Origin of the sequence: Pseudomonas sp. R2-7-07 (assembly GCF_003852355.1) — a bacterium.
Lineage (GTDB): Bacteria > Pseudomonadota > Gammaproteobacteria > Pseudomonadales > Pseudomonadaceae > Aquipseudomonas.
Window position 1 is genome coordinate 3,068,698 of the sequence record NZ_CP027759.1, and the last position, 15,833, is coordinate 3,084,530.

Annotated in this window: 10 protein-coding genes; 9 read left to right on the forward strand and 1 reads right to left on the reverse strand. The window is 61.2% G+C overall.

Annotation, left to right across the window (positions count from 1 at the left end; all coding sequences use genetic code 11):
• Nucleotides 1-25: 25 nt before the first annotated feature.
• The 9 genes from C4J86_RS13975 (at nucleotide 26) to C4J86_RS14015 (ending at nucleotide 14,839) form a co-directional block, all read left to right on the forward strand.
• Complete coding sequence (locus C4J86_RS13975) at nucleotides 26-1,597, forward strand: aldehyde dehydrogenase (NADP(+)) (RefSeq protein ID WP_124370824.1); 1,572 nt, start codon at nucleotides 26-28, stop codon at nucleotides 1,595-1,597.
• A gap of 3 nt (nucleotides 1,598-1,600) precedes the next feature.
• Entirely contained in the window at nucleotides 1,601-2,860 is a 1,260-nt protein-coding gene (locus C4J86_RS13980) for an FAD-binding oxidoreductase (protein WP_124370825.1), read from the forward strand.
• Nucleotides 2,861-3,081: 221 nt separating this feature from the next.
• Nucleotides 3,082-5,709: a LuxR C-terminal-related transcriptional regulator gene (locus tag C4J86_RS13985; RefSeq protein WP_256681350.1), complete on the forward strand. Its 2,628-nt coding sequence runs from the start codon at nucleotides 3,082-3,084 to the stop codon at nucleotides 5,707-5,709.
• Nucleotides 5,710-5,876: 167 nt separating this feature from the next.
• Nucleotides 5,877-7,955, forward strand: a complete 2,079-nt coding sequence (locus tag C4J86_RS13990) for a hydantoinase/oxoprolinase family protein (RefSeq protein ID WP_256679870.1) — start codon at nucleotides 5,877-5,879, stop codon at nucleotides 7,953-7,955.
• Nucleotides 7,956-7,967: 12 nt separating this feature from the next.
• Nucleotides 7,968-9,626 (forward strand): hydantoinase B/oxoprolinase family protein, encoded by a 1,659-nt coding sequence (locus C4J86_RS13995; protein WP_124370826.1) that lies wholly within the window; start codon nucleotides 7,968-7,970, stop codon nucleotides 9,624-9,626.
• Between the two features lie 208 nt (nucleotides 9,627-9,834).
• Nucleotides 9,835-10,581, forward strand: coding sequence for a hypothetical protein (locus C4J86_RS14000; RefSeq protein ID WP_256681351.1), 747 nt, complete (start codon nucleotides 9,835-9,837; stop codon nucleotides 10,579-10,581).
• Nucleotides 10,582-10,612: 31 nt separating this feature from the next.
• Nucleotides 10,613-11,434, forward strand: a complete 822-nt coding sequence (locus C4J86_RS14005; protein ID WP_124370828.1) for an aspartate/glutamate racemase family protein — start codon at nucleotides 10,613-10,615, stop codon at nucleotides 11,432-11,434.
• Between the two features lie 20 nt (nucleotides 11,435-11,454).
• Nucleotides 11,455-12,777, forward strand: a complete 1,323-nt coding sequence (locus C4J86_RS14010; RefSeq protein ID WP_124370829.1) for an MFS transporter — start codon at nucleotides 11,455-11,457, stop codon at nucleotides 12,775-12,777.
• A gap of 127 nt (nucleotides 12,778-12,904) precedes the next feature.
• On the forward strand, nucleotides 12,905-14,839 hold the full coding sequence (locus tag C4J86_RS14015) for an avidin/streptavidin family protein (RefSeq protein WP_124370830.1): 1,935 nt from the start codon (nucleotides 12,905-12,907) through the stop codon (nucleotides 14,837-14,839).
• On the opposite strand, the gene C4J86_RS14020 is transcribed toward C4J86_RS14015, so the two are convergent.
• Nucleotides 14,832-15,815 (reverse strand): GlxA family transcriptional regulator, encoded by a 984-nt coding sequence (locus tag C4J86_RS14020; protein WP_124368974.1) that lies wholly within the window; start codon nucleotides 15,813-15,815, stop codon nucleotides 14,832-14,834. The two genes, C4J86_RS14015 and C4J86_RS14020, sit on opposite strands and share 8 nt — an antisense overlap.
• Nucleotides 15,816-15,833: the final 18 nt, after the last annotated feature.

The following is a 15,833-nucleotide window of genomic DNA, read 5'->3' on the forward strand; positions in this document are numbered from 1 at the left end:
TCTTTGTGTTTTCCAGGATGATCCCATGACTCTGACGGGCAATATGCTGATCGGTCAGCAATCCCTTTGCGGCACGCGCGAAGCGATCCGGGCCGTTAACCCCGCCACCGACACGCCCCTGGAGCCCGCCTATGCCGGTGGCGACAGCCAGCATGTCGAACAGGCTTGCGCGCTGGCGTGGTCCGCTGCTGACGCTTACCGCGAAACTTCCGTGGCCGCCCGTGCCACATTTCTCGAGACCATCGCCGACAACATCGAAGCCCTTGGCGATGCGCTGATCGACCGCACCATCGCCGAAACCGGCCTGCCCCGTGCCCGAATCCTGGGCGAACGCGGCCGCACCTGCGGGCAGTTGCGCACCTTTGCCCGCACCGTGCGCCTGGGTGAATGGCTGGACGTGCGGGTGGACCCCGCGCAACCCGAGCGCCAGCCCTTGCCCCGCGCAGACCTGCGCCAACGCCACATTCCCCTGGGCCCGGTGGCGGTGTTTGGCGCCAGCAACTTTCCCCTGGCTTTCTCGGTGGCTGGCGGCGATACCGCATCGGCACTCGCTGCCGGTTGCCCGGTGATCGTCAAGGCTCACCCGGCCCACCCCGGCACCAGTGAGCTGGTGGGCCGCGCCATCGCCCAGGCGGTGCAACACTGCGGCTTGCCACACGGGGTGTTTTCGTTGCTCTACGACGCCGGGCATGAGGTGGGTACCGCGCTGGTGACCGACCCGCGTATCAAGGCGGTGGGCTTTACCGGTTCGCGCAGCGGCGGCATCGCGTTGTGCCGGGCGGCCCAGGCACGCCCCGAGCCGATCCCGGTGTATGCGGAAATGAGTTCGATCAACCCGGTGTACCTGTTTCCAGCCGCGCTGCAAGCCCGGGGCACGGTGCTGGCCGAAGCGTTTGTCGCCTCACTGACCCAGGGCGCCGGCCAGTTCTGCACCAACCCAGGCCTGGTGATCGCCGTGCAGGGCGCCGCCCTGGAGCGCTTCATCCACAGCGCCAGCGATGCGCTCCAGCGCTGCCCGGCGCAGACCATGCTCACCCCCGGTATCTTCCACGCCTACGAACGTGGCGTAGCCAGTCTGACCCAGCATGCGCGAAGCGCCGCACAGGGCTTAGCGGCGAGCGGACCGAACCAGGGCCAGGCCCAGTTGTTCGTGACCCAGGCCGAGGCCTTCCTGAGCAATCCACACTTGCAAGCCGAAGTCTTCGGCGCGGCCTCACTTGTGGTGGAATGCCGCAATGCCGAGCAGGTGCGCCAGGTATCTGAACGCCTGGAAGGCCAACTCACCGCCACCCTGCATCTGGATGAACCTGACCTGCCACAGGCACAGGCGTTGCTGCCGGTGCTGGAGCGCAAGGCCGGTCGCCTGCTGGTCAACGGCTGGCCGACAGGCGTGGAAGTGTGCGACGCCATGGTGCATGGCGGGCCGTTTCCGGCCACCTCGGATGCGCGCAGCACCTCGGTGGGTACGGCGGCGATCCTGCGGTTCCTGCGCCCAGTGTGCTACCAGGACTTCCCGGACGCCTTGCTACCCACCGCGCTGCAGCAGGGCAACCCGTTGCGGTTGCGCCGCTTGCTCGACGGCCAGAGAGAGGCGTAGACGATGGCCAAGCCCAACTCAGCGGATATCGTCGTGGTCGGCGCCGGCATCATCGGCCTCGCCTGTGCCGTGCAACTGGCGCGACAAGGGCGCCAGGTGCGGGTGATCGACGCGCAGGCGCCCGGCCTGGGCGCCTCCTATGGCAATGCCGGGCACCTGGCGACCGAGCAGGTGTTTCCCATCGCCGACCTGTCGATCCTCAAGCGCTTGCCGGCCATGCTGCTGGACCCCACGGGCCCGCTGCGCCTGGACTGGACCTACCTGCCCCGCGGCCTGCCCTGGTTTATCCGCTTGCTGCTGAACCTGCGACCGGCCCCCTACCAGCGCAGCGTTGCCGGCATTCGTGCATTGAACGAAGCCAGCCTCGGCGCGTGGCAGCGCTTGTTGCAGTCCATCGGGCAACCTCAGTTATTACGCGAAGACGGTTCGCTGCTGGTGTATGAGCGCGCCGAATCCCGCGCAGCGCTGGATGCCTTGCAGCAACGCATGATGGCGCAAGGCGTGCCGGTGGCGTTCTGGTCGGCTGAAGCGGTGCACGCGGCGGCGCCGCAGTTGAGCGAGGCCATACAGGGCGGCTTGTTTTTCCCCGCTACGGGGCATTTTCTCGACCCGTACACGGTGGTTGGCGCCCTGGTAGACGCGGCCAAGGCCCTGGGCGTGGACTTCCTGCAGCAGCGCGTGCTGGACGCCCGCGTGGACGGCAGCGGCGTGTCACTGCTGACCGACCAAGGCGCAGTCACGGCGCGCCAGGTCCTGATCGCCTGCGGCGCCCACTCGGCGGCGCTGACCGCCGCACTCACCGGCAAACGCGTGCCGCTGGACACCGAGCGCGGCTATCACCTGATGCTGCCCCACGAACACGCGCGCCTGCCCTTCGCCGTCACCTCGCTGGAGCGCAAATTCATCATGACCCCCATGCCCGGCGGCCTGCGCCTGGCCGGCACCGTCGAATTCGCCGGCCTGCAACGCCCGGCGAACATGCAGCGGGCGTGGCAGTTGCATCGCTTGGCCAACGGGCTGTTCCGCCAGCCGTTGAATGCTGACGAAGCCACGCCATGGATGGGTTTCCGGCCGTCGCTGCCCGACTCATTGCCGATCATTGATCGGGTGTGCGATGGCAAGGTGTTGCTTGCGTTCGGTCATCAGCATTTGGGGTTGACTCAGGCGGCGGTGACGGCAGAGCTGGTTGGGCGGTTGGCAGCAGCTGATGTGGAACAGCGCGACACATCCTTTATTGCGCCCTATCGCCTCGGGCGATTTTGATACGGCAGCAACTTACGAAAAACCAGGAGAATCCCTACAAAGAGCCGTTGAAGCCTCCGCCGCAGCTTAAAAACAAGGCTTAGCGGGCGGATGAAGGTCACACGCGCTCTGGCGTTGGCCCCCTAAACGGCACGTTTAAACATCAAGCAATAATTCAACCCGTGCGCTGGAAACGTTGCTGATAAAACCATAGGCGGGCCCCTCTCCACGAGAACAACGCCGTGAAAACCCCGTCCTCTAACGACTCGATCAGCGCCTGGTGCTGGGTGGGCAAACTGACGCCGCCCCTGACGTTACTGACAACCTTGCCACGCACAGCCTTACTCGACACTTTGCGTATGCGCACCAAAGGCACGTTGGTGTTGGTGGTCGCACCGGCCGGATACGGCAAGACGACACTCTTGATGCAATGGCGACAAGCGTTGCTGGCGAGCACTCCACCGGCATCCGTAGCCTGGTTGTCATTGGACGAAGCTGACGCGGACCCTAATCGTTTCCTGTCTTATTTGATCCTTACCCTGGACCGCGCCGGGTTCGATCTGGGTCACTTGCCACGCCTGGCGCACAACCAATCACTGGATGCACAGCCCAAGCGCACGCTGACCGCCCTGCTTCACGCACTGGCCAGGGCGAACCGCCAGATCACATTGTTTGTCGATGACTATCACGCCGCTGCAAATCGTGATCTTGACCCCCTTGTGCAGGCCCTGCTCGAACAGGCCGCGCCTTGGCTGGAATGGGTAGTGTCCGCGCGGATACGTCCGGATTGGCCCTTGGCACAGTGGAAGGCCCATGGCTGGGTGCATGAGGTGTCCGCCCAGGCACTGAAACTGACAATGGCCGAGACCGGCGAAATCCTGGGGGCCGAGGTTGCGCCTCGCGAACTTCAACATGTTCATGAAATAACCGAAGGGTGGCCGGTGGCTGTGCAACTGGCCCGTCTGTGGCGCGCCGAGGGTGATACATCCATGTATGGCCTGGCGGATTTTAGCGGGCGCATTACCGACATGACCGACTACCTGACAGGGCAAGTAGTCCAACGACTGTCGCCTGAATGTCAGGACCTCCTGCGTGACATGGCACTGCTGGAACGCTTCAATGCCGAACTGGCCAACGCTGTGCGCGGGCGCAGTGACAGCGCACGGTTATTGATGCAGATGGCCCATCTGGACGCCCTCCTCGTGCCACTGGACGCCAAGCGCCAGTGGTTTCGTCACCATCGCCTGCTGCGGGACTTTCTCAAGCAAAGCATCGATGCCGAGGCGGCGCGCACTATCCATTACGCGGCGGCGCAATGGTTCGCTGAAGAACGACACTGGGCAGCGGCAATCGCCCACGCATTGGGCGCATGCGACACACGGCTGGCGGTCGACTTGCTGGTGCGTGCAGGGGGCTGGGAGGTGGTGCTGTACCACGGCATTCGCTACGCCCAAAGCCTGCTGCACTTGTTCGAAGAACATACCCGCAGGACAGAACCCGATCTGCTCCTGCTCCAGGCCTACTTGCACGCCAAACTCGGCGACTACGCCCTCGCTGCTCAATGGCTTGATGAAGCCCGACGTCGGATCAAGGACGCTCCGCGCCTGGCACGCGACTTTCACGTAATCCAGACACTGGCCAACGCCTACGTGGATCAATTTGAGCGCCATCCCTGCACAGACATCGTAAGCGACGGCTCGCTGGCACAGGCTACGCTCGCGTGTGTGCATGCACTGCAAGCGTTAGTGGAGGGGCAGTTGCCGCAGGCTTTGGAGACCATCCGCGCGGCGCACCTGAAGATGCGCCTGGTCGCCAGCTTGCGCGGCGAACACTATTGCAGGGTGCATGAAGCACAGGTGCTGGCCATCGCGGGCGATGTGCGTGTGTCAGCCAGGACGGTCGATGAAACGTTGGCAATGGCCGACAGGGAGTTCGGCAGCGAAAGTTCTGTACGAGCGCTAGTGGGCTGCCTCAAGGCACAGCATCTGTACTGGCAGGGCTTATGGACCGAGGCAACGCCCTGGTTTCGCGATGGCTGGGTGTCGCTGGAGCACACGGATGGCTGGCTGGATATCGCAGCCGTCACTGCGGAAGTCGCATGGCGTATAGCGTTGAGAAACCTGGGCTTGCAACCGGCCTTGCTGGAGCTTGAGCACGCCAGTCAATTGGCGGCCTCGCGCAACTGGCAACGCCTGGCCCGGTTGGTGCGTACCTGGCGAGTCGATGCGCTGGTACAGAGTGGTTCATTGACCCAGGCGCGCCAAGAGGCGCTGGCGGCCCAATTGGAAAAGGCGGCAGCGAGCCCGGACGACTGGCGCAACCAGGAGGCCGCCACGCTGGCGTTGGCCAGGCTTAACTTCGCGACAGGCGCATCCGGCGTCGCGCTCAATGGTTTACGAGCCGGGGCCAAGGCTCTGCAGGACAAAGGCTTGCAATTGCCCGCCTGGCGCCTGCAACTACTGACACTCGCAGGCTACGCAAAGGGCCACGCCGTCAGCCAGGATGCAGTCCTGGCGTCCATTCCAGCGTATGTGTTGCCAGGGCTGCTGCTGGAGGCCGGCCCATGCTTACTCACTGCACTGGAAGCGAGCCCCACCACCCGCGCCAACCAGCAGGCAGTTATCACACGCATAAGGGGATGGCGCGCGCACCCTATTCGCCCACGCTCCTCATTCAGCGCCAAGGAAACCCGGATTCTGATCCTGCTTGCCGAAGGGCAATCGAACAAGGCGATCGCCCAGGCCATGGCTATTTCCGAGAACACCGTGAAGTTCCATCTCAAACACGTATTCACCAAGCTCAATGTAGAAAGCCGCACAGCGGCTGTGGCTGCAGCGTTGCGCCTGGGCCTCGTTGCCGCACTTGATTGACCCACCAACCTACCCGGACGGGTAGTCGACCTGCCCTGTGCATCACGCCCTACCCGCCACCCGTGTAGCCGTCTCCCCAGCCGCGCCCCTAGTCTTTTATCAACACCAGCGAGAGGCGTTCTCCTGGCTGCGAAAACAATAAAGACAACAGGAGACTCCCTATGGGTATGAACGGCAAAACAGTGCGTGTGGCCACCGATGTCGGTGGAACCTTCACTGACCTTGTGTATTTCGAGAGCGATTCGATCACTGGCGAACAGACAATTCGTACCGCCAAAGTCGATACCACCGCGCCGAACTTCGCCGACGGGGTGCTCAACGTGATTCGCAAAGCCAACGTCGACCTCGACACCGTGGATTTCCTGGCACACGGCACCACGGTTGTCATCAATGCCCTCACCGAGCGCCGGGGTGTCAAGACAGCCCTGATCACGACCCAGGGTTTCCGTGACGTACTGGAGATCGCCCGGGCCAATCGCCCCGACTATTTCAACCTTAAATGGGTCAAGCCGGCGCCTTTCGTGCCGCGCTATTTGCGCCGCGAGGTTGCCGGCCGCCTAGGCACCTCGGGCCAGGAACGCGAGCCGCTCGACCTCTCGCAACTGCCTGAAATCCTTGAAGCGTTTCGTGCCGACAAGGTGCAAGCCATTGCGATCTGCCTGCTGCACGCTTATGCCAACCCGGCGCATGAGCAGGCACTGTTGCGCGAAGTCCGCAGGCTTTGGCCGACCGTATCGGTCGTAGCGTCCCATCAGATCACCCGCGAATGGCGTGAGTATGAGCGCTCAAGTACCACCGCACTCTGTGCGTACATACAACCTATCGCTGCGCGTTATCTCGATGACCTCGCCGACGGATTGCGCGAGGGCGGATATAAAGCACCCTTGTACATCATGCAGTCCAACTGCGGCGTCGATAGCGTGGAGCATGCACGGGAAACGCCGATCACCATGGTCGAGTCGGGCCCTGCAAGTGGTTTTTGGGCTGCGGCCGAACTGGGAAAATTAATCGACGAGCCCAATATATTGGGCCTAGATATTGGCGGCACTACCGCTAAATGTGCGTTGATTCGCAACGGCCAGGTATCGATAAAAACCGACTACTGGATCGAGCGCAATCGAATCAATGCGGGCTATCCCATCATGGTGCCAGTGGTCGACCTGGTCGAGATCGGCAACGGTGGCGGGTCAATTGCCTGGGTCGACGATTTCGACAAGCTGCACGTCGGCCCCCTCTCTGCCGGCGCCGTACCGGGCCCGGCCGCTTATGGCAACGGTGGCACCATGATCACCACCACCGACGCCAACCTGGTGCTCGGGCGCATCAACCCGGATTACTTTTGTGGCGGCAGCATAGTTGCCGACCTGCCGGCTGTAACCCGCGGCCTGAATGACCTTGGGCAACGCTTGCAACTGCCGACCGCTGAAGTGGCCCGGGGCATCGTGCGCCTGGCCAACGATAATATGGTCAACGCCTTGAAGCTCGTGTCCTTGAGCCGTGGCCATGACCCACGAGAATTGACGCTGATGGCGTTCGGCGGCGGCGGTGCCATGCACGCTGTCGCGCTTGCGCAAGAACTGGGCGTGGAGAAAGTGATCGTTCCACGCAGCGCGTCGGTCTTCTCCGCCTGGGGCATGACGCTCTCGGACCTGCGGCGGGACCTGTTTATCAACCGCTTCGTGGATACCACACAAGACGGCAGTCTTGCGCAGACACAGCAGTTCCTCGATGAGCTGACAGGCCGCGCCCGCGAGCAGTTCGTCACTGAAGCGATCCATCCGCAACAGGTCGAACTCCAGGTTCTGTGCAAGCTGCGCTATCAGAACCAGGAACATTCCGTCGAGGTCCCCCTCAACTCGCTTGAGTCCCTGCACATCGATTGGGCGGCGATCGAGCAACGCTTCCATGACCTTTACGAACAGCACTACACCTATCGTCTGCAGGCACCTTTGGAAATCATCGGTTTTCACATCGTCGCCGTTGGCCAGATTGACAAGTTGACGCCCCATGCACTGCCGATTACCGGCCGCCGGGTCAGCGAAGCCTGCAAAGGCCAGCGCCTGGTGGATTACGCCCAGGAAGGCATTCATGAGGCCAGCCTTTACGACTACAGCCTGCTCGAACCCCTGATGACATTTTTCGGGCCGGCCATCGTCGAGGACGCGGGCACCACCGTAGTGGTTCACCCCGGCAACCGCGTGCACGTAGACCGCCTCGGCAACCTGCACATCATGATCAACGGCTAAGGGAGCACTGCCATGAGTAGTCTCGATATTTTCACTCGCGACATCATTCAAAACTCACTCCAGGCGATCGCGGACGAAATGTTCACCGTCATGCGCAAAGCCGCAATGAGCCCGGTGATCTACGAAGTGTTGGACATGGGCACCGGGATTACCGACGCCCAAGGCGAAATCGCCAGTTCCGGCGCGGGTATCCCGGCGTTTGTCGGTGTGCTGGACAAAGCAGTCAAGAAAATCCTGCTGCATCACCCTTTGCCTCAAGACATCGAAGATGGTGACGTTTTCATCAGCAACGACCCACATGACGGCGCGGTCACCCACCTCAATGATGTGGTGCTGGCGATGCCTGTGTTCGCAGACGGTCAACTGGTCGCCTGGACCGCCAACATCGCGCACTGGAATGATGTCGGCGGCCGAGTCCCCGGATCACTGTCCACGGATGCCACGGATATTTTCCAGGAGGGCTTGCGCCTGGCATCGGTCAAGTTGATCAGCCGAGGGCAACCGATTCGCTCGGTGTTGCAGATCCTGCACGCCAACACGCGAATGCCGGACTTCATGGAAGGCGACTTGTGGGCGGGGGTGGCTGCGGTGCGCGGCGGGGCCACGCGATTGCGAGAGTTGGTGAGCAAGTACGGCAGCACGCTGTTTCTACTGGCCATGCAAGACTTCATGGACCTTGGCGAAAAAGTTTCGCTCAGAGCCCTTGCCGCGTTGCCCGCCGGGCAATTGAACCTGGAAGAACTGCAAGACGACGGCAGTCTGTTCAAGGTGCGTATCGATATACGCAACACCGAATTGGTGATTGACCTTCGGGATAATCCCGACCAATGCCTGGGCCCGACCAACCTCAGCCGTGACGGTACTGTGGTCGCGGCACAGATGGCCTTCAAGGCGTTGACCGCCCCGCAAGGCATCACCAATGGCGGCACGTTTCGCCCGCTCCGGGTATTGACCCGCCCCGGGTCGCTGTTCGACGCATTGCCGCCTGCCGCTGAAGGCTTCTATTTCGAAAACCTGATTCGCGTGCATGACTTGATCCTGTGTTGCCTGGCGCAACACTTCCCCGACCGGCTGCCCGCCGGAAACTTTGCCTCGGTGTGCGCCACGATCATTGGCGGCGTGCACCCGGACTCCGGCCGCACGTTCACCCTTGTCGAACCGGAAATCGGCGGTTGGGGCGCCGAACCAGGGCGCGACGGCAATAACGCTGTTTACTCCGGATTACATGGCGAAACTTACAACTGTCCGGTTGAGGTCTGTGAGGCCCGCTATGGGCTGTATGTCGAACGTATGACACTCAATGATGAACCCGGCGGGCATGGGCAGTTTCGCGGCGGGCGCGGTGTGTGCATTGACTACCGCATTCGTGCCGACGGCAGCTTCCTGACTTGCGGCTATACGCGCTCGGTCATTCCGCCCTGGGGCCTGGAACAGGGGGCCGAAGGCACGCCCAATTACGTCGAAGTCGTCCGCACGAACGGTGACAGCGAACGCTATTGCATGGCCAGTGGCATCGCCCTGAGCGCCGGGGACCTGGTCAGAGTGCGCACTGGAGCCGGTGGTGGATACGGCCCTGCCAGCCAACGTGATCCGGACGCAGTACGCGACGACCTTAAAAACGGCTATGTCGACGCCGCCACGGCGCGGCAGGTGTACGGCCTGGTGACGTGATCCCTGGGAGAGACTGACCTCCCGCGCAGACCTCAAGAACAACAACAAAAAAGAGAGCAGCACTATGAAACCGCAATACTCATCGCGTTTATGGGTAGGGCCCATCCTTGCCTTGGTTTTAGCAATCAGCCCAGCAGCTCGGGGCGATCAGTTCATTGGATTTGCTCAACCAGGCCTACCCGGGACGTGGGCCCTGGAATCGTTTCCAGTGTTCAACCGCACCGCAAAAGGCGACGTTCGCGCCGGCAGCAATACCGTTCTGGCGTACTTTTCGGAAACCGGCGTTACGGGAACGCAGCGTGACCAATTGCAATTCTGGGTGGGCGCCGATACGGGGTATACCAGCACCAATGGCACCCGCAACGATGATTCATGGAGCGTCGCATCACCGAACCTGGGCCTGGCTTATTACTACAACGTGCTTGAGCCCACCAGCGCTTATGGTTCGGATGACTACACCACCTTCTGGGTCAATCCGACGCTCTCCCTTGAGTTTCCCAACGGCAATGATCAAGGAACGGGTTATGGCGCTTTTGCCAACCGTTATGGCGCCAGCTTCAGCCTTCCCTTCTACGTTCGCATGGGCCGCTTTGCCGCCACGGTCACCCCCGCCGGCATCCACTACGCGGCACGCAATCGACACGCCACCGACCTCGGCGACGGCAACCCGAGCCAACTGCGCGGTGGCGTCAGTTACTGGCTGGCCAATATCGCCGCCGGGTATGCGGTGACGGACGACCTCTGGCTCGGGGTGCATCACGCCTACCACATCAACAACCGCTCGGCATCGGACTTCAAGGAGTCCCGGCAAGGCAAGATCGGTCCGGCGATGACCTACACAGGTTTCAGCAAACAGAAGTTCTACCTGTCCGCCAACCTGAATTTTGACTACTACCACAGCGATAACCTGCCCTATTCCAATAGTTTGACCATGGCTCTGGTGAAGTTTTTCTAGTGCCATCAGCCCACCGAGAGAGGAAGACCCTATGGACAGTTCAAGTTCGAACAACCCCGCGCAAGACGTACCCGTGACCGTACGCTGGCTCAACCCGATTGGCTGCTCGACGTTCGACACACCCATTGCGCAATTGCTACATAGCATCAAACAACCCTCCACGCGGATCGAGGTGGTGTCGTTTGACATGAATCCCAGCCCGACACACCTGGAATATCGTGCCTATGAGGCACTCACCTATGAGCGCATCGTGCGCATTGCCCGTGACTGCGAGCCGTCGGGCGTGGATGCGCTGGTACTGGGCTGCTTCTACGATCCGGCACTGGAAGATGCCCGTGAAATATCAGGTGAAACCCTGGTAGTCGGGCCGTGCCAGGCGAGCCTGCAAGTCATGGAGCACCTGGCCAATCGGTTTTCGGTGATTGTCGGCCGGACCAAATGGATCGAACAGATGCGTACGCGAGTGAGCGGCTACGGCGCAGGCAATCGACTGGCGTCAATGCGATCGTTGGACATGGGTGTGGATGAATTCCAGCGTGACCCTGCCCTGACGCGACGCAAGATTATCGAGCAAGCCCATCGCGCGGTACAGGAAGACGGCGCCGAGGCCGTCATCCTCGGTTGCACCATCGAGTTCGGTTTTTTCGAGCAGGTACAACGAGAAGTGGGCGTACCGGTGATAGACCCCGTCGTCGCTGCCTTCAAGGTCGCGGAATCCATGGCAGGAATGAAGCGCCGGTTTGGATGGCGGCCCAGTCGGGTCGGCAGTTGTGAACCGCCGCCTGAAGCCGAAATCGCACGGTTCGGACTCTTTCAGGGCCCCGCCCCGATCGGCAACCGCGTTGAAGCCTGACACTAAAGAGGATCGTCACCATGAGTGAGATACCGTCGACGCTCGCCCCCAACGTGGGCGATGTGTTCAAAGACGTCCCCCTGACACGCACGCATCTGCGATGCTGCCTTGTCCTGTTCCTGGTATTTGCGATCGAAGCCTGGGAGATGATGATCATCGTCTACACCGCGCCGCTGATTGCAGAAGAGTTTTCCCTGGATGCGCTTGCCGTAGGCAACCTGATCGGCGCGATGTTCATCGGCATGCTGCTCGGCGCGCTGGCGTGGGGCAGGCTCGCTGAACGCATTGGCCGTAAACGCGCAATTATCTGGAGCCTGGCCTCGTATGGGGTGGTTTCGCTGGCCAGCGCATTTTCGCCTGACTACTCGACGCTGTACGCCTTGCGCTTGCTGTCGGGCATTGCGGCGGTGGGCATGATGGTGGTGACCTTTGCGCATTTCCAGGAGCTGTTGCCGATACGCCATCGAGGTGCACTGACCGTGTATCTCGCGTCCGGCTGGCCCATCGGCATGCTGCTGGCCCTCGGCGCGACGGTCTGGTTGCTGCCCCAAGGATGGCGAGCGATCATCATCTTGAGCTCGCTCGGTGGGCTCTGGGCCATTACGGTCGCGCGCTGGGTTCCGGAGTCGCCTTACTGGCTGGCCTCGGTGGGTCGACAACAGGAAGCCCGGGCGTCGATCAATGCCTTGAGCCGGGGCACAGTGAAGCTCGATGATGAATGTGTATTGCAGGTTGACCGCAGTACCTCGGGCCTGCACCGGGAATTGTTCAAGGGCGGCTTGCTCGGCATCAGCCTGCTGCAGATCACCGTCAACTTCACCTTCTCCTGGGGCTACTGGGGCTTACAGACGTGGCTCCCCACGTTGCTGCAACAACGTGGCCTCAACCTGCCGCAAAGCTACGGTTTCATTGCGCTGTCGGCGCTCTGCATGATCCCCGGCTACATGACCGCGTCGTACCTGACAGGACGTTTCGGGCGCAAGAAAATCATCGTGGGTTTTATCAGCGCCTCCGTCCTGGCCGGCTACGGTTTTGCCAATTCCACCAGCCTGGAAATGCTCTACCTGAGCAACTTCGCCTTGGCATTCTTCAGCCTGGGGGCATGGGGCGTATGGGGCGCGTGGATCGGTGAGCTGTACCCGACATCATTGCGTACAGTGAGCTACGGCTGGGCGATTTTCGCGCAACGCATGGCGAACGTACTGGCGCCCTCGCTGATTGGTGCGCTGATCGCATACGGTTCGTCGTTCAACCAGACGACCACGATCATCAACGCGTTCCTGGTGGTCACGGTGGTTCTCACCGCGTTCATGCCCGAAACCGAGGGCAAGGCATTACGTTGAAGTCACCTGGTCAGCGCAGAATCCGACGCGTCGCAGGACTCTGCGCTGACTGTGCCCCACTTCAAAACCAGGCTGAATGACAGCCGCCACACCCAACAATCCTTCCCCCCTTGGAAACGGAGTTCCCATGGATAATCAACACCCCCCAACCCGCCTGGTAGTGCCCATGCAGCGCGGGGCTTATCAAAACAACGGCGCTTCACCCTGGTTCTGCACCCTGAAACTTGGCACCCCTGCTCAACCGCTCAGGTTCGCGATTGACACGGGTACGAATATGAATTGGATTACCTCGACACTGTGCCCTGCCGACCAGTGCGTGCACTTTTCCGGTGGCCGTTTCGATTTCGCGGCGTCCAGCACCTTCGCCTTTACCGATTGCCTGCGACGCCCCTACAGCTTCGGACCCTGGGGCACGATGCAGGTCGAGGCCGCCAGCGACGTATTGGCCGTTCCCAGCGACGACCTCGTGGATATCCAGTTGTTCTTAACGGCCGCCTACGAGGGAGAGCAATTCAAACAGCTGGACTGGGACGGTGGTCTGGGCCTGCCGTGCAGCAGTGCCTACCTGGAAAACCGCAACTCGTTTGTACTTCAATCATTGATGCGTGAAGGTCAACTGGCCCCTACCTGTCCCTACGTGACGTTTGATTGGAACAGCCGGTCGCGCAACGGCACTTGCCAAATGGGCGCCGTCGATCCGTCAAAAACCCAAGGGCCCCATCTGTTTTTACCTTGGTCCGTCTATAACAAGTTGCCCGGAGTGGAATACATCTGGTCAACAGCGCTGGAATCCTATTCGGTCGGCTCGCACTTATTGGCGAGGGACATTCAATTCGCACTCGATTCCGGCTCTTCACAATTCAAGGGCGACGATTCACTTATGCGTCAAACATTGGCGCTTATTGCACAGGGGGAGCACCCAGATATCGTGCTCGGGTTCACCGATGGAGAAATAACCTTAGGCGCAGACCTTTATAACTGCCTGATCGAGGAAGGTCCGCAAAAAGGCCAAAGGCTGCCTCAGTTCGCACCGTTGGGCATGACTGACCTGGTGTTGGTCGGGTCGCTGGTGATGGAGCACTGCTACACCGTGTATGAGTATCAGGTGGTCAAATGTGATCGCGAGGTCTATTCGTTGGCGCCCGTAGGTGTTTGGTTGTTCAATCGGCCCGACGGCCCGCAGATCATTACGCGATCCTCTTCGAAACGCTTCGTACCTGGAGCGCGAGCGGTACTCAACCATAAAGTCACCCTCCCAGGCCCTATGGCTAAAACGACTTCGGTGGCGGGCATCTGGAAAAACGACTATGGATCAGTCATGAGCCTGGCGGTATCGGGACACAACATCCACGGGTCGTATCGTTCCTCGACCGGCTCGACGGGCGAGTACCGGATCACCGGATATTCAGCGGGGCCAGGCGCAACCCGTACCAAGAGTCAGCCAGTCGCATTAGCCATTGAATGGCACGATCTAGGTAATGAAAAGCCCGATCCCAGCTGGAACTGGACCTCGGGACTCAGTGGCCAATTGAGCGTCTCGCCCGAGGGTGATGTGCTGACCCTTTCCCACCTGTTGGTTGCCAGTGGCGATTTCCCTGAGCTTGCGAGCTGTGGTACCTATGTCGACAAGCTGATTTATCATCGCGCTGAACCGTCACTGCGTCATGCGCCGGTTGCCCCCTCAGAATGGCTGCCGGTTGAAAACGCCCTGGCAGGCAGATGGAACGCCGCTGATGGCACATCGTTGGTACTGAGTGTGCGCAGTGATAGCCAGCAGCGCTTTGGAAGCGTTCACGGCCACTTCACCAGCATCCACTCAAGCATAGCCACTGAAATTTCCGGCTTTACCGACATCCATGCGCTGGCCAGCAAACTCACCTTGCAGTCAGTCAGCATCACCGTCGCCACTACGCAAGACTCAGCAGTTTCCAGCCTGAGCGGGATTCTGGATTTGAAGAGCGACGCGTTGCATCTGCAGGTTTTGGCCAGTTCATCAATCGCTCCCGACCATGCGTACCTCGCCACCAAACTCTCAGCCATGCAGTTCACCCGCGCTACTTGACCAACCTTTTTTCTTTCGATGGCCTGTAGCCGAAATACGCGCTGTAACACTTGCTGAAATGACTCGGCGACACGAACCCGCACGCCACCAGCACGTCGACTTGCGACAGCTCGGTGTGCTGCAACAGGCGCCGCGCTTCGGTGACGCGCAATTCCATGTAATAGCGTTGCGGCGTGGTGCCCAGTTGTTCCTTGAACAGGCGCTCCAGCTGGCGGCGCGAGCGGCCGGCGTAGACGGCGAGCTGGTCGAGTTCCAGAGGTTCTTCGAGGTTGGCGTCCATCAATTTGACCACTTCGCGTAGCGGTGCGCTGACGCAGACGTTTTCGGTCGGTTTGATACGCCGATAGCGCGACTCTTCGAAGGCGAGGATGTCTTCGATGCCTTCGACCAGCGCCTTGCCGTGCAGGCTCTTGATCCAGTCCAGGGCCATATGGAAGGCGCCCGACGGGCTGGAAGCGGTCAGGCGATCACGGTCGATTACATAGGGCTCGCTGGTCACCTGCGCGGCCTTGGACACCTCCGCCAGTGCCGGGCGATGCTCCGGGTGGATGGCGCAGCGGTAGCCCTGCAACAACCCGGCGCGGCCGAGGAACCACGAGCCGTTCCACAAACCGGCAAGCCCGATGCCGTGTTCGGCGGCGGCGCGCAGGATCTGAATGAAGTCTTCACTGGCCTTGAGTTCGGTGCGAAATCCACCACAGATCACCAGCAGGTCCAACTCCGCCAGCACGGCCAGCTCCAGGCGCGCATCGGGGCGGATGACCAGCCCAAGGTCGCTGATGACCTCACGCTCGTCCCAACCGAACGTGCGCGTCGCGAACAGCTCGGGGCGCAGCAGGTTGGCGGTGACCAGGGTGTCGAGGGTTTGGGTGAAGGCAGGCAGGGAGAAGTGTTCGAGCAACAAAAAGCCGATGCGGGTGACCGCAGCCGGCTGCCGGGGGTTGTCATTGAGGTAGCGCAGGTTCTTGCCCTTCATGCCACCGCTGAACTGGCG

Bases quoted from the DNA above. Each gene is read 5' to 3' on its own strand.
- C4J86_RS14005 (WP_124370828.1), top strand. From the start codon at position 10,613: ATGGACAGTTCAAGTTCGAACAACCCCGCGCAAGACGTACCCGTGACC.
- C4J86_RS14010 (WP_124370829.1), top strand. From the start codon at position 11,455: ATGAGTGAGATACCGTCGACGCTCGCCCCCAACGTGGGCGATGTGTTC.
- C4J86_RS13980 (WP_124370825.1), top strand. From the start codon at position 1,601: ATGGCCAAGCCCAACTCAGCGGATATCGTCGTGGTCGGCGCCGGCATC.
- C4J86_RS14015 (WP_124370830.1), top strand. From the start codon at position 12,905: ATGGATAATCAACACCCCCCAACCCGCCTGGTAGTGCCCATGCAGCGC.
- C4J86_RS13990 (WP_256679870.1), top strand. From the start codon at position 5,877: ATGAACGGCAAAACAGTGCGTGTGGCCACCGATGTCGGTGGAACCTTC.
- C4J86_RS13995 (WP_124370826.1), top strand. From the start codon at position 7,968: ATGAGTAGTCTCGATATTTTCACTCGCGACATCATTCAAAACTCACTC.
- C4J86_RS14020 (WP_124368974.1), bottom strand. From the start codon at position 15,815: ATGAAGGGCAAGAACCTGCGCTACCTCAATGACAACCCCCGGCAGCCG.
- C4J86_RS13975 (WP_124370824.1), top strand. From the start codon at position 26: ATGACTCTGACGGGCAATATGCTGATCGGTCAGCAATCCCTTTGCGGC.